The 15868-nt window shown below is 65.7% G+C and carries 14 protein-coding genes; 6 read left to right on the top strand and 8 right to left on the bottom strand.

Features of this window, described 5'->3' with window-relative positions; translation table 11 throughout:
- Nucleotides 1–251: 251 nt before the first annotated feature.
- Entirely contained in the window at nt 252–527 is a 276-nt protein-coding gene (gene rpsU, locus AC3WLX_RS14370) for a 30S ribosomal protein S21 (protein WP_028181639.1), read from the top strand.
- Nucleotides 528–543: 16 nt separating this feature from the next.
- Here rpsU and AC3WLX_RS14365 read toward each other — a convergent pair whose 3' ends face one another.
- From AC3WLX_RS14365 to AC3WLX_RS14355, 3 genes are all read right to left on the bottom strand, one after another.
- Nucleotides 544–822, bottom strand: a complete 279-nt coding sequence (locus AC3WLX_RS14365) for a DUF1488 family protein (RefSeq protein ID WP_291626590.1) — start codon at nt 820–822, stop codon at nt 544–546.
- Nucleotides 823–944: 122 nt separating this feature from the next.
- Nucleotides 945–1241, bottom strand: a complete 297-nt coding sequence (locus AC3WLX_RS14360; RefSeq protein ID WP_291626588.1) for a hypothetical protein — start codon at nt 1239–1241, stop codon at nt 945–947.
- On the bottom strand, nt 1234–1500 hold the full coding sequence (locus tag AC3WLX_RS14355) for a hypothetical protein (RefSeq protein ID WP_291626586.1): 267 nt from the start codon (nt 1498–1500) through the stop codon (nt 1234–1236). Before AC3WLX_RS14355 ends, AC3WLX_RS14360 begins: the two co-directional genes overlap by 8 nt.
- 365 nt (nt 1501–1865) lie before the next feature.
- On the opposite strand from AC3WLX_RS14355, the gene AC3WLX_RS14350 reads away from it, so the two are divergent.
- Nucleotides 1866–2192, top strand: coding sequence for a hypothetical protein (locus AC3WLX_RS14350; RefSeq protein WP_291626584.1), 327 nt, complete (start codon nt 1866–1868; stop codon nt 2190–2192).
- Nucleotides 2193–2279: 87 nt separating this feature from the next.
- On the opposite strand, the gene AC3WLX_RS14345 is transcribed toward AC3WLX_RS14350, so the two are convergent.
- Entirely contained in the window at nt 2280–2891 is a 612-nt protein-coding gene (locus AC3WLX_RS14345; RefSeq protein ID WP_492336428.1) for a TetR/AcrR family transcriptional regulator, read from the bottom strand.
- Between the two features lie 130 nt (nt 2892–3021).
- Here AC3WLX_RS14345 and AC3WLX_RS14340 point away from each other — a divergent pair, with 130 nt between their 5' ends.
- From AC3WLX_RS14340 to AC3WLX_RS14325, 4 genes are all read left to right on the top strand, one after another.
- Nucleotides 3022–4248 carry a cytochrome P450 gene (locus tag AC3WLX_RS14340; protein ID WP_492336427.1) on the top strand — a complete coding sequence of 409 codons (1227 nt, stop codon included), beginning with the start codon at nt 3022–3024 and terminating at the stop codon, nt 4246–4248.
- Between the two features lie 132 nt (nt 4249–4380).
- Complete coding sequence (locus AC3WLX_RS14335; RefSeq protein WP_492336426.1) at nt 4381–8037, top strand: AsmA family protein; 3657 nt, start codon at nt 4381–4383, stop codon at nt 8035–8037.
- 229 nt (nt 8038–8266) lie between these two features.
- Nucleotides 8267–9388 carry a DUF2336 domain-containing protein gene (locus AC3WLX_RS14330; protein WP_492336425.1) on the top strand — a complete coding sequence of 374 codons (1122 nt, stop codon included), beginning with the start codon at nt 8267–8269 and terminating at the stop codon, nt 9386–9388.
- A 31-nt stretch (nt 9389–9419) separates the two neighbouring features.
- Nucleotides 9420–9662 (top strand): hypothetical protein, encoded by a 243-nt coding sequence (locus AC3WLX_RS14325; protein ID WP_291626759.1) that lies wholly within the window; start codon nt 9420–9422, stop codon nt 9660–9662.
- Nucleotides 9663–9750: 88 nt separating this feature from the next.
- Here AC3WLX_RS14325 and AC3WLX_RS14320 read toward each other — a convergent pair whose 3' ends face one another.
- From AC3WLX_RS14320 to feoB, 4 genes are all read right to left on the bottom strand, one after another.
- Nucleotides 9751–11457 carry an ATP-binding protein gene (locus AC3WLX_RS14320; RefSeq protein ID WP_291626761.1) on the bottom strand — a complete coding sequence of 569 codons (1707 nt, stop codon included), beginning with the start codon at nt 11455–11457 and terminating at the stop codon, nt 9751–9753.
- Nucleotides 11454–12968, bottom strand: coding sequence for an ATPase domain-containing protein (locus AC3WLX_RS14315; RefSeq protein ID WP_291626763.1), 1515 nt, complete (start codon nt 12966–12968; stop codon nt 11454–11456). The genes AC3WLX_RS14320 and AC3WLX_RS14315 overlap by 4 nt, the downstream gene beginning before the upstream one ends.
- Nucleotides 12969–13222: 254 nt before the next feature.
- Entirely contained in the window at nt 13223–13720 is a 498-nt protein-coding gene (locus AC3WLX_RS14310) for a GNAT family N-acetyltransferase (RefSeq protein ID WP_492336424.1), read from the bottom strand.
- 256 nt (nt 13721–13976) lie between these two features.
- A complete protein-coding gene (gene feoB, locus AC3WLX_RS14305) occupies nt 13977–15848 on the bottom strand; it encodes a ferrous iron transporter B (RefSeq protein WP_492336423.1) in 1872 nt (623 codons plus the stop codon).
- Nucleotides 15849–15868: the final 20 nt, after the last annotated feature.

Below are 15868 nucleotides of genomic sequence, written 5' to 3'. Positions count from 1 at the left end.
ATCTGCCGTTCCCGATCGCGCCGCCTTGCGTGTGTCCCTCGACATGCAAGCCGGTCGTTATCGATTGACAGCGCGGCGCGACGGTGGTCACGTCAAGGTCACCAAGCTGCTCGCCGTGACAGGCAGATCGGCTCGTCGGAGGCCGCGACGAATGTCGCCGCCATGATCCTCAACAATCGCAATGAAAGCTCCTGCGCAATTGGCTGCCCTGCAGGACGTGTCGCATGCGCAGCCTCAGCTAGGAGGATCATTTGCACGTACTCGTCAGAGACAACAATGTTGAGCAGGCACTCCGTGTTCTCAAGAAGAAGATGCAGCGCGAGGGCGTCTTCCGTGAAATGAAGCAGCGCCGGTCTTACGAGAAGCCGTCCGAGCGGAAGACCCGCGAGAAATCCGAGGCCATTCGCCGCGCCCGCAAGCTGGCCCGAAAGCAGGCGATCAGGGAGGGACTGCTGCCCGCGCCGCCGAAGAAGAAGCCGTTCGAGCGCAAGGCGCCGCTGCCGGAAATCAAGGCGAGGCCGGAGTAGCGACCATCTTCGTTGCTTATGGCCTGAAATCGATTCCTCTGAGCACGATGCCTGGCGGCGTGCCTTCGAACTCCGTGGCGCGATACTTGTTCGCGGCGCATGCTTCGATGCGATCGCGGAGACGAGTGAATTGGGCTTCCCGCTGCTCGGGCTTCACCTGGGGGCCTCGCTCGAGATCGTCCATCGCGGAGGTCGATATCGCGCAAGGAATCTCCCTTGCACCGTCATGCATCGAGAACCGGACGATCATCCGGTCGTATTCGTGATCGATAAAGCGGCCGCTCGTCAGTGTCATGGCACACTCCGTTTCATGTTTGCAGCTCGGCGAAGCTCGCCGTGCAATCGTTGACCCGGACCTCGCCTGTTCCGGCTGGCGCCCAGCATGCGTAATCGAGCATCCAGCGGGTGCCGGTCGCCTCAGCCCTCTCCAGCCAGCCGGGCGAAATCGTCGAACAGCGCCGACACGAGCGCGCGGTGGCGCGTGTCCTCCGCGGGCAGGCTCGCAGCATAGAGGTTGAGAAGATGCCGTGCCTTCACGGCAGCCTCCGGCCAGGAAGCCGCAGGCACCGTCATCATGCGGTGTTCGAGATCGGCCTCGCGCTCGCGCAGCTCCCGGACATGGGCCTCGACCTCGGCCAGCGCTCGGCGCAGGTCGGTGGCCTTCTGCGCGGCCATGCCACGGCGCTTGTCGAGATCGACCGGATGGTCAGTCATTGGCGATACTCGCGTCCGCAGCTTGCGCATTCGCAAGATCGACAGAGCCGATCGACAGTCTCTCCATGGTGCCGCGCGCATTCTCGGCGGGCACCGTGATCATCGTGGCAATCCGGCGATAGGCGGCGAAGGTCAAGCCGTCGATAGATTCCTCGTCCGTGACCACCTCATAGGCGCCCGCCGGCAAGATGCGCTCGATGCCGCGGATACGGAACGGATGCCTGAAGACGACGGTCTCTCGCCGCGATCGGGTGGTCATGCACGCGTGCCTTTCGCAAGTGAAGCCCCAACCGGTGCCGACTGCCGCGAGCATGCGCCTTTGGCAGCGCAATAGCCAGCGATATCGTCTGATGCCGGAAACGATAATACCGCGGCGGCGGCCTTCTGCACGGCATTTGGCGCTCGCCATTGGCCCGGCGCGGGCGTAGGGTCATTCGCATCACCGCACGTCTCAACGGTATCGACCGGTGACTGAGGGTCACGTGTGCTCCCGCCGAAGGCTTCAGGAGCGTTCGATGTCGCGTGTTCGCATCTCGGAATGGATCGTGCCGCCGGTGATGGTTCCGTTGTTTCTTCTTCTGCTCGTCTGCGCCGCTGCGGTCCTCAATGGCTAGGACGATACGCGTGCCGTATCTGGTCAGCGGCACCAACGAATACGGCAGCTCAAATCTCGGCCGTGGAACTGCGACGGTGGCGCTACGTCTCGCGAAAAAGCTGCTGCGCGAGGGCTACATGGACGTCAGGGTCTGCACCCCGCGTGGCCGTGTTTTGCAGCCCGATGAATTCGACGAACTCAAACCAGCAAGGGAGAGCGACATGGCAAAGGGCCAGCAACGCGGCAACCGCGAGACCAAGAAGCCGAAGAAGGAGAAGACCAAGGTGATCGCCGCGGCGCCGTCCCGCAAGGACGCCGCCTGGCAACCGGATTTCGGACCCGCGAAGAAGAAGTAGCGAGAGCTGCAGCCACCAGCGGCATCCGAGATGGCAACGCTCGCGCGCTCAAGCCGCCTCGGGTGGCGCCGCCCTCCGAAACGCTTGCTAGCCCGACGCCAACCCGGTCCTGCGCCTGAGCTCGGTGATCGCGCGCAGGAAGCTGTCGGCCGGCGTCGTCTCCGGATCGATCAACCGGTGCAGGCGAAAGCCGTCTTCCAGCGCGAGCACGATCGACGCCGTCCAGGGCGGGTTCAGCGAATTGTTCCTGCCGCTATTCTTCAGCGTCGCCTCGACGATGTCGGCGACCAGCTTGCGCCGCGCGCGCAGGCGTTTGGCGAGTTCGGGCCGGCGTTTCTCGGCGCGCGCGACGAACAGAATCATCTCCATGTGCAGCAGCGGCGAGCGGCCGAGCGGATCCTGCCGGCTGCGGTCCATCGTCTTCAGCGCCGCGATGAAATCGTCGAGATTGTCGTGCTGGGCCAGGATGTCCATGTTGCGCCGGATCGACTGCGCGACATGATCCTCGAGCATGGCGATGATCAGCTCGTCCTTGCTCTTGAAGTTGGAATAGAACGCGCCGCGGGTGAAGCCGGCCGCGGCCGCGATCGCCTCGATGCTGGCGCCGCCGATGCCGTCCTGCTCGAACACGCGCGCGGCCGCCTCGAACAATTTGTCGCGCGTGTCGTCCCTGGTCGGCCTGGTTCTCACCCTTGACATCGGACCAGGTTAGGGCAGAATGCAACTCGATACAACAATGTATCGAGTTGATGATTTCAGGGATGGTTACGCCGGGCGATGGAGCCAGCCTTGCGTATTCGTGTCATGCGGCAACCGGTCCGAGGTCACCATGAACGAGCAAGTGCAAGGCGCCGGCGGACCGCTGTTCAACCCGCTCTCGCCCGATTTCATCCGCGATCCCTATCCGCATTATGAACGGCTGCGCACGATCGATCCCGTCCATGTGACGTCGTTCGGCCAGTTCGTCACCAGCCGTCACGCCGAGGTGAGCCTCGTGATGCGCGACAGGCGCTTCGGCAAGGATTTCGTCGAGCGCACCACGCGCCGCTACGGCCCCGAGATCATGAAGGAGCCGGTGTTTCGCAGCATGAGCTACTGGATGCTGCAGGCCGATCCACCGGACCACACCCGCCTGCGCGGTCTCGTGGTGAAGGCCTTCACCGCCCGCCGCGTCGAGGACATGCGGCCGCGGATCCAGGAGATCGTCGACCAGACCATCGATGCCGTGATCGAGCGCGGCCGCATGGATCTGATCGAGGACTTCGCGTTCCGTCTGCCCGTCACCATCATCTGCGACATGCTCGGCATCCCCGAGGAGCACCGGGAGGTGTTCTACAAGAGCTCGCGCGACGGCGGGCGGCTGCTCGATCCCGTGCCGCTTTCGCCGGAAGAGATCAAACAGGGCAACGCCGCCAACCTGATGGCGCAGATGTATTTCCAGCAGCTGTTCGAGCTGCGCCGCAAGAATCCCGGCGACGACCTCATCACCCAGCTGGTGCAGGCCGAGGAGGACGGCAACAAGCTCACCAACGAGGAACTGACCGCCAACATCATCCTCCTGTTCGGCGCAGGCCACGAGACCACGGTCAACCTGATCGGCAACGGCCTGCTCGCGCTGCATCGCAATCCGGACCAGCTGGCGCTGCTCAAGGCGCGGCCGGAACTGATGGAGGGCGCTATCGAGGAATTCCTGCGCTACGATTCCTCCGTGCAGATGACCGGGCGCGTCGCGCTGGAGGATGTCGACCTCGGCGGCGCGAGGATTCCCAAGGGTGAGAGCGTGTTGTGCCTGCTCGGCTCGGCCAATCGCGATCCCGCGGTCTATCCTGACCGGCCTGACCGGCTGGACGTCACTCGGGCGAACGTCAAGCCGGTGTCGTTCGGCGGCGGCATCCATTTCTGTCTGGGCGCCCAATTGGCGCGAATCGAGGCCGAGATCGCCATCGCCACGCTGCTCCGGCGGCTGCCGGACCTGCGCATCGACGACGTCGAAAACCCGGAATGGCGGCCGACCTTCGTGCTGCGCGGGCTGAAGCGGCTGCCGGCGAGCTGGTGAGGGTCTTCCGCGTTAACCGCCGCGCGCAACAGTCGCTGTGACTTCGCCACACTTCCCTTTATATAGGGAGCTGTTCCGGCGCGCCTGAGGCCCTCAGGTTCGGCCCGGGCCGGTTTGGCCGAGGGGAGACCCGTGCAGACGACGCTGCTCGGATTGGCGATTGCCTTCATCATTGCGCTGCTGGCCGCGCTGATCGGGCCTTACTACATCGACTGGAACCAGTTCAGGCCCCAGTTCGAGGCGGAGGCTGGCAAGATCATCGGCGTGCCGGTGCGGGTCGCGGGCGAGCTCGATGCACGGCTGTTGCCGGCGCCGACGCTGCGGCTGCGCGGCGTCACCTTCGGCGGCAACAACGACCTCGGCCGCCTGCGCGCCGACAAGCTGGACGTCGAGTTCAGCCTCGGCTCCCTGATGCGCGGCGAATGGCGCGCCACCGAGCTTTCGGTTGGCGGCATGGCGCTGGATCTCGGTCTGGACTCGCGCGGGCGGGTCGATTTGCCGTCGATCGCGAGCGGGGCCTTCGATCTGGCGTCCCTCGCCATCGAACGGCTGAACCTCACCGGCCGCATCGCCTTGCACGATGCCGCCAGCCGCTCGACGCTGGAATTGAACGACATCGCCTTCTCCGGCGACGTGCGCTCGCTCGCGGGCTCGGTACGGGGCGACGGCAGCTTCCGCGCCAATGGGGTGCGCTACCCGTTCCGCATATCCTCCGGTCCAAGTGCCGACGGCAAGGCCACGCGTCTGCACCTCAACATCGATCCCGGCGAGCGGGCCATTCTCGCCGACCTCGAAGGCGTGCTCGCCTTCGACAACCGCCAGCCCAAATTCGACGGCGCGCTGACGCTTGCTGTCCCGGCTGCCAAGAAGACCGGCGAGGCGGGGCCGATGCCATGGAAGCTCGCGACCAGGCTCAAGGCCGATCCGGCCGGCGCCAAGTTCGAGCAGATCGACGCGAGCTTCGGCCCCGAGGACGGCGCACTGAAGCTCGGCGGCGTCGGTGATCTCAGGTTCGGCGCCTCCCCGCTGCTGCGCGCGGTGCTGTCGGCGCGGCAGGTCGACGCCGACAGGCTGGCAGCCAGGGACGATGCCGATCCGCAGCGCGTGCTGCCGGCACTGCGCGCAGGGCTGGCGGCGATCCCGCAGGCGCCCATCCCGGCGCAGATCGAGTTCAACGCCGACCAGATCATGCTCGGCGGCCGTCCGCTCCAGAACATCGCGACCGAGCTCGCGACCGACGGCCGGTCCTGGACCTTCCGGCGGCTCGAGCTGCGTGCGCCCGGCATGACTCAGCTCTCGCTCAGTGGCGCGGCTCCCGGCGCCGACAGTTTCAGCGGCCGGCTCAGCATCGAGTCCTCGGACCCCGACACGCTGGTGGCCTGGCTCCAGGGCCGCAGCGAGGTCAATCGCCGCAGCACGCGGCCGCTGCGCCTCGCCGGCGAGGTGACCATCGCCGCCAATCATCTCGCCATCGACAGGCTGAAGGCCGACATCGACGGCGGCGCCGTCGAAGGCCGCATCGCCTTCGTGCAGACAGGCGCGAGCAAAGGCTCGCGGATCGACGCCGACCTCAAGGCCGACCGTCTCGACCTCGACGCCGCGGCAAGCTTCGTGCGCGCTATGGCAGGGCCGCAAGGCGAGTGGCCGGTAGAGGCGAAACTCTCGCTCGATATCGGCCGGGCGATCTCCGCCGGCCAGGAGCTGCGGTCGTTCGCCGCCAGGCTAGCCTACAGCCCGGCATCGCTGTCGCTGGAGCAACTGCGCTTCGGCCAGGCCGGCGGCATCACCACCGAGGCGAGCGGCAGCTTCGACCGCGCCAGGGTGACCGGCAAGCTCACGCTGAAATCCTCCGCCAATTCGCTGCGCGAGCTCACCGCGTTGATCGAGCCGTTTGCGCCCGCTGTGCGCACGCGCTTCGAGGCGATGCCGTCACAGCCCGGCGCCACGCGCTTCAAGCTCGACCTCAGCCTGGACAAGAATGCCGAACATGCCGATCGCAGCAGCGCCCGCGCCGTGCTCGAACTCGACGCGCCGCAGCTCAAGGCGACCGCGACGCTGGCCGCGCAGACGCCGGCGGCCGCGATCGGCGGCATCGACCTCGATCGCCTCCGCAGCAGCGACTTTACTTTGGAGTCGAAAGTCTCGACGCCGCAGGCCGGCGCGCTGCTGGCGCTGCTCGGGCTCGATCGCCTCGTGGCCGCAGGCGAGGGCGCCTCGCAGTTCGAGGGCAAGCTCACCGGCGTCTGGCGCCGTCCGATGCAGTTGAATGCGAGACTCAGCGGCGGCGGGCTCGATGCGGACGCGCAAGGCAGCGTCGATCTGTCGGAGCCGAAGGGCAGCGTGAACCTGCGCGTGCGCAACGCCAATCTGGCGCCGCTGCTCGGCATCAACCCTGCCGGCACATCGGCGCGGAATGTCAGCCTGTCCTCCCGCCTCACGCTGTCGGGCAATCGCCTGACCTTCGACGATCTCGACGGCAATGCAGCCGGCTCGCATCTGCGCGGGCATGTTTCGGTTACGCTCGATCAGGACAGGACCGTCGACGGCGAGGTCGGTCTCGATACGCTCGATCTTGCGCCGGCGCTCGCAATCGCCATCGGCGCGACCGGGCAGGAGTCCGGGGAGCCGCTGACGCCAGGACTCGTCAGCGGCTGGCGCGGCCGCATCGCGTTCCAGGCGTTGCGGGCAACGTTGCCCGGCGGTATCGAGCTGCGTCCCTTCGGCGGCACGGTTCGCAGCGACGGCCAGTCGCTCGCGCTGGATGCGCTCAAGGGCGGCCTCGGCGGCGGCGAATTGTCCGCAAGCCTCGACGCGCGCAATGGCCCGGCTGGCCTTGCGCTGAACGCTCGCATCGATCTCGGCAATGCCGATGCGGCGGCGCTGCGCTATCGCGACCTCGCGCTGCCCAAGGGGCGCGCCTCGGTGCAGATGGCGCTGACCAGCCAGGGCCGCAGCGTCGCGGCGCTCACCGGTGCGCTCGCCGGCAACGGCACGGTGACGCTGGAATCCGCCGAGATCGGCGGCCTCAATCCGCGTGCCTTCGAGATCGCCATCCGCGCCAGCGACGGCGGCCAGGTCAGCGACGACAACCGGTTGCGGCAACTCGTCGAGCCGGCGCTATCGGCGGGACGCATCGCCGTGCCTTCGGCACAGATTCCGTTCACGATCCGCGACGGCCGCCTGCGCGTCGGGGCAACGCCGCTGGAAGCGAAGAACGCGCGCGCCATCGTCTCGGGCGGCTACGACATTCCCGCCGACCAGGCCGACATCCGCGCCAGCCTGACGCCGATCATGACCGGGCTCTCCGGCGCGCCGCCCGAGATCCAGCTGTTCGCGGCCGGGCCTCCGGACAGGCTGAGCCGCACCATCGACCTCACGCCGCTGTCGTCATGGCTTGCGGTGCGGACCATCGACCGCGAGACGCGCCGTCTCGACGCCATCGAGCGCGGCGAGCCTCCGCCGGCCACCGCCGCGCTGCCGACGCTGGTGTCTCCGGAAATTGCGCCCGAGCCTGCGCCCGCCAGCGTGCCGCTGCCGGGCCAGGACCCGCGCCGCGCGCCGGCAAAGCCCAAGGTGGAAACGAGGCCGGCGCCGACCCCGAAAGCTCCGCAGGCTGCTCCGGCCGCGCCGAGCCCGCAACTTCCAAGCTCGCAACTCCCAAGCGCGCCGCTTGCGAGTCAGCAACTCGCACCGCTCCCGCCGCCGATCGACGTGAAGCCGGCCCCGGGCCCGCCGCCCGCCAAGCCCAGGCCGAAGCCGCCGCTGGTGCTGACGCCGCAGAATCCGTGAGGGACGACGCTCGCGGCTGGGCTTGGTTCACCTCTCCCTGCGGGAGAGGTGGGCACCACTGCTCACCCGCTAACGCAATCCCTCTCATTTGAATGAATTTTGCCCGGCAAAACTGATTTGTCGATTTTACTGGATTCTCGCGTTTCGCCTCTAGATTTGGTTCCCAGAGGACTCGGTGTCCCGCCACCCGCGGCGGACCGAACAACGGCCAAGAACTGGGGTGATCGAGATGAACGGGGCGAAATCGCTTCTTCAGGATCTGGACGACGCGATCGCGCGCGGCAGCGAAGAAAGCCGGGCGAAGGCGTTGTGGCATGCGACCGACATCCTGATCACCGGCCGCTACAGCGACGACGAGATCTCCACGTTCGGCGAGGTCATCGGGCGGCTCGCCGACGAGATCGAGGTTGCCGCACGCGCGCAGCTATCCGAGATGATGTCGGGCTGCGATCACGCACCGCTCAACGTCATCGCAAAGCTCGCCCTCGACGACGAGATCGACGTCGCCGGTCCCGTGCTGCGCGACTCCACCCGTATCGACGAGAAGATGCTGGTCGAGAGCGCCATGACCAAGGGCCAGGCGCATCTGCTCGCGATTTCCCAGCGCCAGTCGCTCGGCGAAGCCGTGACCGACGTGCTGGTCAAGCGCGGCAACCAGGAGGTCGTGACCTCGGTTGCGAAGAACGAAGGGGCCCGCTTCTCCGGATCTGGCCTGTTGCACATGGTCCGCCGCGCCGAGGGCGATTCGATCCTTGCCGAGCAGCTCGGCCTGCGCAAGGACGTGCCGCGCCACATCTTCCAGCAGCTGATCGCGAAGGCTTCGGAAGACGTCCGCCGCCGCCTCGAGACCGAGCGGCCCGAGATGATGGCGCAGATCCAGAGCTCGGTGACCGACGTCACCGGCGATCTCCAGTCCAAGTTCGGCCCGTCCTCGCGCAGTTATTTCGTCGCCAAGCGCGTGGTGACGACGCAGTACCGTCAGGGCAACCTCAATCAGGACTCCATCTCGAACTACGCGCGCCAGCACCGCTTCGACGAAGTGCAGATCGGCCTGTCGCTGCTGTCGTCGCTGCCGGTCGACGTGATCGAGCGCGCGCTGATGGACCGCAACCGCGAGATGATCCTCGTGCTGTGCAAGGCGCTCGACTTCTCCTGGGACACGACGATGTCGCTGCTGTTCCTCGGCGCCAAGGATCACCTGATCACGGCGCGCGATCTCAAGGACAACGAGCGCGAATTCGGCCGGCTCAAGATCGAGACCTCGCGCAGCATCTTGAAGTTCTACCAGTCGCGCAAGACCGGCACGGGCGCCGACGCGGCGGGCCGTCAGCCCGAGCTCCAAGTTCACTGACCGGTACACCAAGGACAGGGGAGTATCTGCAATGTTGCCTCAATTCGGTACCGCCGTTCGCAAGAAGAATCTCGGCAATGCCGCTGCCGCCGATCTCGGCGGCGCAGCGCCGGACAAGGCTTCCGTGGATGCCGCCTGGCTCGCGCTCGAAGCTGCCAACGATCTCGGCGACCACGCCGCGATCGAAGCCTGTCGCCGCGTCATCGACGCCGAGCTGAACGGCACGGTGGCCCGCAGCGCGGATGTCGATCTCGTGCTGGGATATTTCAGGTAGGCCAGGTCCTCTCATCCTGAGGGCACGCCAATGGCGGGCGTCTCGAAGGATGGCCACAGATACAGCGCCAGCCAAATCCGAGCTGCTCTCAACGCGAATTCGAGCGCTGGGATGCCGCATCGCGCTGCAGACTGGATTTTGCCGCGGACAGGGCCGCAGCCAGATCGTCGATGTGATAGGGTTTCGGCAAGATCTCGATACCCGCGCTCTCCGCCTCACGGACCGAGGCTTCGGCGTATCCGCTGGTCAGCAATATCGGTATGTCGCTTCGTCGCTTCTTGATCTCGTGCGCAAGCTCGACGCCATTCATGCCGCCCGGCATCATGATATCCGAGAAGACGACATCGACCGAGCGGCCGTCGGCGAGGGCGCCGAGCGCCGCGGCAGCGCTGGCGGCGCGCGTGACGTCGTAACCGAGTTGGCCGAGCATCTCGCTGACGAGTGCGGCAACCTCGTCATCGTCCTCCACCAGCAGGATCTGCCCCTGATTGCTCTTTTTCGGGCGCACCCTGGTGATGTCGATGAGGTGTCTTTCGCCGGAGGGAACGTCGAAGGATCGCGGCAAGTACAGCTCCATGCTGGTGCCCCGGCCGACTTCCGACTGGATTCGCACCGTGCCGCGCGATTGCGTGGCAAAGCCATGGACCTGCGCCAGCCCCAGTCCCGACCCCTTGCCGACGTCCTTGGTCGTGAAGAACGGCTCGAACACGCGCGACAGGATATCCGGGGGCATGCCGACGCCGGTGTCGATGACGGACAGGCGGACATAGTCGCCGGCGATCTCCCCCTCCTTTAGGTCGGGAAGATTTTCCCCGCGCACGACGATGGTGCCGCCGTTGGGCATGGCGTCGCGGGCGTTGACGGCCAGGTTGAGAATGACGAGCTCGAGCTCTCCGGGATCGACCTCCACCGGCCAGAGCTGCTCAGGAAAGTCGAACTCGACATGGACGTCGCCCCTCAGGCTGCGATCGAGCAGTTCGCGCATGCCGCCGATCTGCGCAGCGACGTCGACGGGCTCCGGCCGGAGCTTCTGCCGCCGTGAGAACGCCAGAAGCTGCCTGGTCAGGCTGGCCCCGCGCTGCGCCGCCTGGATCATCCCGTCCATCAGCCGGCGGCGCCGGTTCGGATCGGCCTGGCGGTCGAGCATGTCGAGGCCGCCGGAAATCACCATCAACAGATTGTTGAAGTCGTGGGCCACGCCGCCGGTGAGCTGGCCGATGGCTTCAATCTTCTGAGCCTGGCGAAGCGTTTCCTCGACCCGCGCACGTTCCTCCATTTCGAGGCGAAGCTGCTTGTTGGCTTCCTCCAGCGCCTTGGTCCGCTCGATCACCAGCTTTTCGAGCTCCTGCGCGGTCTGCTCGCGCGCCTCGAGCAGAGCCCGGATCTCATATTGGCGCCGGCGCGCCCGCATCGCCGATTGAATGGCGCTGGTCAGCGTGATCGGCTGGACGGGCCGTTCGAGCAACGAAACATTGCGAAGAAGCCCGACGATGCTGCGCCGCCAGGCGACGACCGAAGGCTGCTCGCGATGGCTGGTGAGGACGACGAAAGGCAGGTCCGACCAAGGCGGCTGGCTCGCTATCCATTGTGCCAGCGGCGCCGTGTCTTTGCCGAATAGTCCTTCCTCGGCCAGAAACACGGTGCCGACACCTGCCGCCATTTCGCTGACGAGCTCGGGCAAGTCCCGGCAATTGACCGCCTCGAGATTCGCGCTACGCAGAAGCTCGGCCGAGGCCTGTCCGTCGCGGCCGATCGGGGCGAATACGAGAACGCGGTGATCGCGATCGGCGGTCATTCGCCGGTCCCTTCCGGGAGTACCGTGCCGGTATAGCGCGGATTGCCGGAAAAGATGCCGCTGAACTCGAGAAGTGGCGGGCCAAGCTTGATCCCGCTGCTACCGAGCCGGAATTCGCGGATGCCATGCTCGTGGCTGCCGCTGCGCTTCTTGACGACCGACAAGGCGCGCCGAACCGTTCCCGCGAACTCGAAATAGCGCAGCATTACGACTGCATCGCTCAGATAGCTGAGATCGACTGGCGTATCCATGGGGCCAACAAGCCCATGCTGAGCAAGAATGAGGATTGTAAATACGCCCTGCTGGGCCAGGTAGCTGAGCAGTTCGTGCATCTGCAGAATGAGAAAGCGTTCATCCGGCATCGCGTTGAGATAGCCAGTCAGGCTGTCGATGATGATCACGCGGGCGTTGTCGACCTCGACGCTCCGGCGAATACTTGCCGCAAACTCGCCGGGCGACAATTCGGCGGGATCGATTTGTTGAAACCGGATCTTCCCGGAGGCGAGATGCTTGTCCAGGGGCAAGCCAAGCGCCCGGGCACGTGCCTCGACCGTTCCGCGCCCTTCATCGAAGGCGAAGAATACGGCGTGCTCGCCACGTTCCGCTGCTGCGATGGCGTAGGTCAGTGCAACGGACGATTTGCCGACGCCAGCAGAGCCGAGGAGAAGCGCGTTGGTGCCGCGCTCGAGCCCGCCTCCCAGGAGTTGGTCGAGGGCGGCGCTGCCGCTGGACACCGTTTCACCTTCGAACAATCTGTGATGCTCGGCCGCCACCAGCCGAGGGAAGATCCGCACCCCACCTTGCGTGATCTTGAAGTCGTGGAAGCCGCCCCGAAATCGGATGCCGCGCATCTTGATCACGCGAAGCCGTCGCCGCTCGGAACCGTAGTCGATGGCAAGCTGTTCGAGCATCACCACGCCATGCGCGATAGAGTGCAGCTGCAGGTCGTCCTGAGACGACGAGAGATCGTCGAGTAGCACGACGGTACAGTTGCGATTGGTGAAGAAGTGCTTGAGCGCCAGCACCTGGCGCCGGTATCGCAGCGGGTTCTGCGCCAGCAGGCGAAGTTCGGACAGGCTGTCGAGCACCACGCGGGAGGGATTGATCCGTTCGACTTCCTTGAAGATCAAACCGGTGGTTTCACTCAGCTCCATTTCGGCGGGATGAAAAACCGTGAGCTCCCGCTCGGGATCAAGCGTTGTTTCCGGCGGAACGAGCTCGAAGATGTCGACACCGTCCAGTGACCATCCGTGTCGCCGGGCCACCACGGTAAGCTCGCGCTTGGTCTCGGAGAGAGAGATGTAGAGAACGCGTTCGCCCTCGCGCACCCCACGCAGAAGGAATTGGAGCGCAATCGTGGTTTTGCCCGTGCCCGGCCGCCCTTCGTAGAGATACATCCGGTTGGCATCCAAGCCGCCGCCCAGGATGTCGTCCAGCCCTTCGCTGCCGGTCGAAACTCTCGGCAAATCCTTGAGGTCGCTACCTGGAGCAGCCGCGGATTGACCGGTCATGAACCCCCCTTAAGCGTATGTTCAGAAAGCTCTCGATGCGCTCCCGCCGGGAGCCGAATCGGTTGAAATGAGTCCGTTTGGGGAACTCCCGGGCCGCGCTCCAGTTCCCGTCTTCGGAGCATGGGCGGATCAGGGAAGCTGACGCGTCATCGGGTCAGCGGTTCCGCTATGAAAGACAATGCGGATGATCCCTGGGTGGCCTCCGTCCAAAAATGAACACAAGCTCCACCTCCGTTGCCATCCTCGCGTGGCATTCACCGTCGGATGCGGTAGATCACGAGGTCCTCGCCGTGGCGGTTCGCGCTACGCTCCAGGAGGTAGTTCGATTTCTCCAGCACGCGCCGGGACGCACCGTTCCCCACATAGACGAGGCCGATGAGAGACGGCAGCATCAGCTGCGACAGGCCGATGTCCGTCAATGCGGTGGCAATCTCGCTGGCAAATCCCCGCCCCCAGTATTCGAGCTTGAACGCGTAGAAGATCTCGATCTCGTCGACGTCGTCCACCAGGATGTGCCGGAGGCCCGCCCGTCCCGCGAAGAACCCGTCTTTCGTCCGCAGCGTCCAGAGGCCGAAGCCGTGCTGGTTCCAATGGTCGATGTTGGTCGCGACATAGGCCTTCGTGACCTCGGGCGTCCGCACCCCGCCGAGATAGCGGGAGACCTCGGCATCGCGATGCAACGCAACGAGGTCGGCAAGGTGGTGCTCGCGAAGCCGTTCGGCGGTCAGTCTGTGGGTGCTGAAATGGTTCATTGCCAGTGATGCATCGCGCCGCGGGCGTGTCGGTGGCAATGAGCCGATCGCTGCAGCGCTTGCGGTCACATAGTGACTGGCGAGCAAGCGGGCCGTGTCGGCCAAGGCAGGAGCGCTCCGAATCCTTTCCACGCTGCCATCATGCCACTGTTTTGCCCGGCGGAGCAAGCAGACTTAGGAAAATCCGTAAGTTATTGATTTTACGACCCACGGTCTACTGTGCATGGGGTTGTTTTCGCAGTTTTGTTTTGGGGGATCATCCCGCGCCCAGCGCGACCGCGATGTTGTACGTCACGAAGCTCGCCGCATAGGCCAGCACCAGCATGTAGGTGAAGGTCGCGCCCATCCAGGCCCAGCTTCCGGTCTCGCGCCGGATCACGGCAAGCGTGGAGGCGCATTGCGGGGCGAAGATGTACCAGGCCAGCATCGACAGCGCGGTCGCAAGCGACCATTTGGTGGCCAGCACCTGGCCGATCTGCTCGGCCGCTTCCTTGCCGCCTTCGATGGCGTAGACCGTGCCGAGGGCTGCGACCGCGACCTCGCGGGCCGCCATGCCCGGGATCAGCGCCACCGCGATCTGCCAGTTGAAGCCGACCGGAGCGAGCAGCGGCTCCAGCGCCTTGCCGATCATCGCCGCCAGGCTGAAGTCGATCGCGGGCTCGGTGGCGCCTGCCGGCGGCTGCGGGAACGAGGCCAGGAACCAGATCAGCACCATCATCGAGAAGATCGTCGTGCCGGCGCGCACGAGGAACATCTTGGCGCGGGTGTAGATGCCGATCGCGATCGATTTCAGCCGCGGCATCTTGTAGTCCGGCAGCTCCAGCATGAACGGCGCCGGCGCATAGTCGCGGATCATGAAGAACTTGATCACGTACGAGACGGCAAGCGCGCTGACGATGCCGGTGGCATAGAGGCCGAACATCACGAGCCCTTGCAGGTTGATGAAGCCCCAGACCTCCTTGGCGGGAATGAAGGCGGAGATGATCAGCGTGTAGACCGGGATGCGCGCCGAGCAGGTCATCAGCGGCGCGATCAGGATCGTGGTGAGGCGGTCGCGCTTGTTGTCGATGACGCGGGTCGCCATGATGCCGGGGATGGCGCAGGCAAAGCTCGACAGCAGCGGAATGAAGGCGCGGCCGTGCAGCCCGGCGCCGCCCATGATGCGGTCCATCAGGAACGCGGCGCGGGCCATGTAGCCGAAATCTTCCAGCAGCAGGATGAACAGGAAGATGATGATGATCTGCGGCAGGAACACGATCACGCTGCCGACGCCTGAGATCACGCCGTTCTGGAGGAAGCTCTGCAGCAGGCCGCCGGGCAGGGTGGCCTGGACCAGTTCGCCCAGCGCCTCGAAGCCGGAGTTGAGCAGCTCCATCAGCGGCTGCGCCCAGGCGAACACCGCCTGGAACATCACGAAAAGGATCAGCGCCAGCACGATGAGGCCGCCGACGGGATGCAGCACCACCGCGTCAATCCGCGCGGTCCAGGTGTCGGGCCTGGCAGGCAGGCTGACGCAATCGGCGATGATGCGGTCGGCCTCGCGCTGGGTTGCGCGCAATTCGCCGACGCTGAGCGCGCGCCAGCTGTTTTCGGCCGGCTCGGCGGCGAGCTTTGCGGAGATCTCGTCGGTCAGCTTGAGCAGGTCGGCGGTGCCGCCCTTGCGCACCGCGATCGAGGTGACCACGGGTACGTCGAGCTCCTTGGCGAGCCGCTCGACGTCCACGGTGACGCCGCGGCGGCTCGCAATGTCGAACATGTTGAGGACGAGGATCATCGGCCGTCCGGTGCGCTTGAGCTCGAGCAGCAGGCGGATGGTCAGGCGCAGATTGGTGCTGTCGGCGACGCACAGCACGAGATCGGGCACGGTCTCGCCGGAGGCCTTGCCGAGCACGAAGTCGCGGGTGATCTCCTCGTCCGGGCTGCGGCCGCGCAGCGAATAGGTACCGGGAAGGTCGACGACCGAGACCTGGCGTCCCCCGGGGGTGACGAAGAAGCCTTCCTTGCGCTCGACGGTGACGCCGGGATAGTTCGCCACCTTCTGCCGGCTGCCGGTCAGGGCGTTGAACAGCGATGTCTTGCCGCTGTTGGGCGTGCCCACCAGGGCGAGATGCAGCAGGGGTGCTTCCATGGATCGATGGCCTGGGGGCG

It is taken from the genome of Bradyrhizobium sp. FW305-F6, from assembly GCF_058782905.1.
This window is presented reverse-complemented; position numbering and strand designations above follow the sequence as displayed.

What these genes read in the sequence shown, in the direction of transcription:
- AC3WLX_RS14345 (WP_492336428.1), bottom strand. Translation starts at nt 2,891, where the DNA reads ATGTCAAGGGTGAGAACCAGGCCGACCAGGGACGACACGCGCGACAAA.
- AC3WLX_RS14365 (WP_291626590.1), bottom strand. Translation starts at nt 822, where the DNA reads ATGACACTGACGAGCGGCCGCTTTATCGATCACGAATACGACCGGATG.
- AC3WLX_RS14310 (WP_492336424.1), bottom strand. Translation starts at nt 13,720, where the DNA reads ATGAACCATTTCAGCACCCACAGACTGACCGCCGAACGGCTTCGCGAG.
- AC3WLX_RS14325 (WP_291626759.1), top strand. Translation starts at nt 9,420, where the DNA reads ATGTTGCCTCAATTCGGTACCGCCGTTCGCAAGAAGAATCTCGGCAAT.
- AC3WLX_RS14315 (WP_291626763.1), bottom strand. Translation starts at nt 12,968, where the DNA reads ATGACCGGTCAATCCGCGGCTGCTCCAGGTAGCGACCTCAAGGATTTG.
- AC3WLX_RS14340 (WP_492336427.1), top strand. Translation starts at nt 3,022, where the DNA reads ATGAACGAGCAAGTGCAAGGCGCCGGCGGACCGCTGTTCAACCCGCTC.
- AC3WLX_RS14355 (WP_291626586.1), bottom strand. Translation starts at nt 1,500, where the DNA reads ATGACCACCCGATCGCGGCGAGAGACCGTCGTCTTCAGGCATCCGTTC.
- AC3WLX_RS14360 (WP_291626588.1), bottom strand. Translation starts at nt 1,241, where the DNA reads ATGACTGACCATCCGGTCGATCTCGACAAGCGCCGTGGCATGGCCGCG.
- AC3WLX_RS14330 (WP_492336425.1), top strand. Translation starts at nt 8,267, where the DNA reads ATGAACGGGGCGAAATCGCTTCTTCAGGATCTGGACGACGCGATCGCG.
- feoB (WP_492336423.1), bottom strand. Translation starts at nt 15,848, where the DNA reads ATGGAAGCACCCCTGCTGCATCTCGCCCTGGTGGGCACGCCCAACAGC.
- AC3WLX_RS14320 (WP_291626761.1), bottom strand. Translation starts at nt 11,457, where the DNA reads ATGACCGCCGATCGCGATCACCGCGTTCTCGTATTCGCCCCGATCGGC.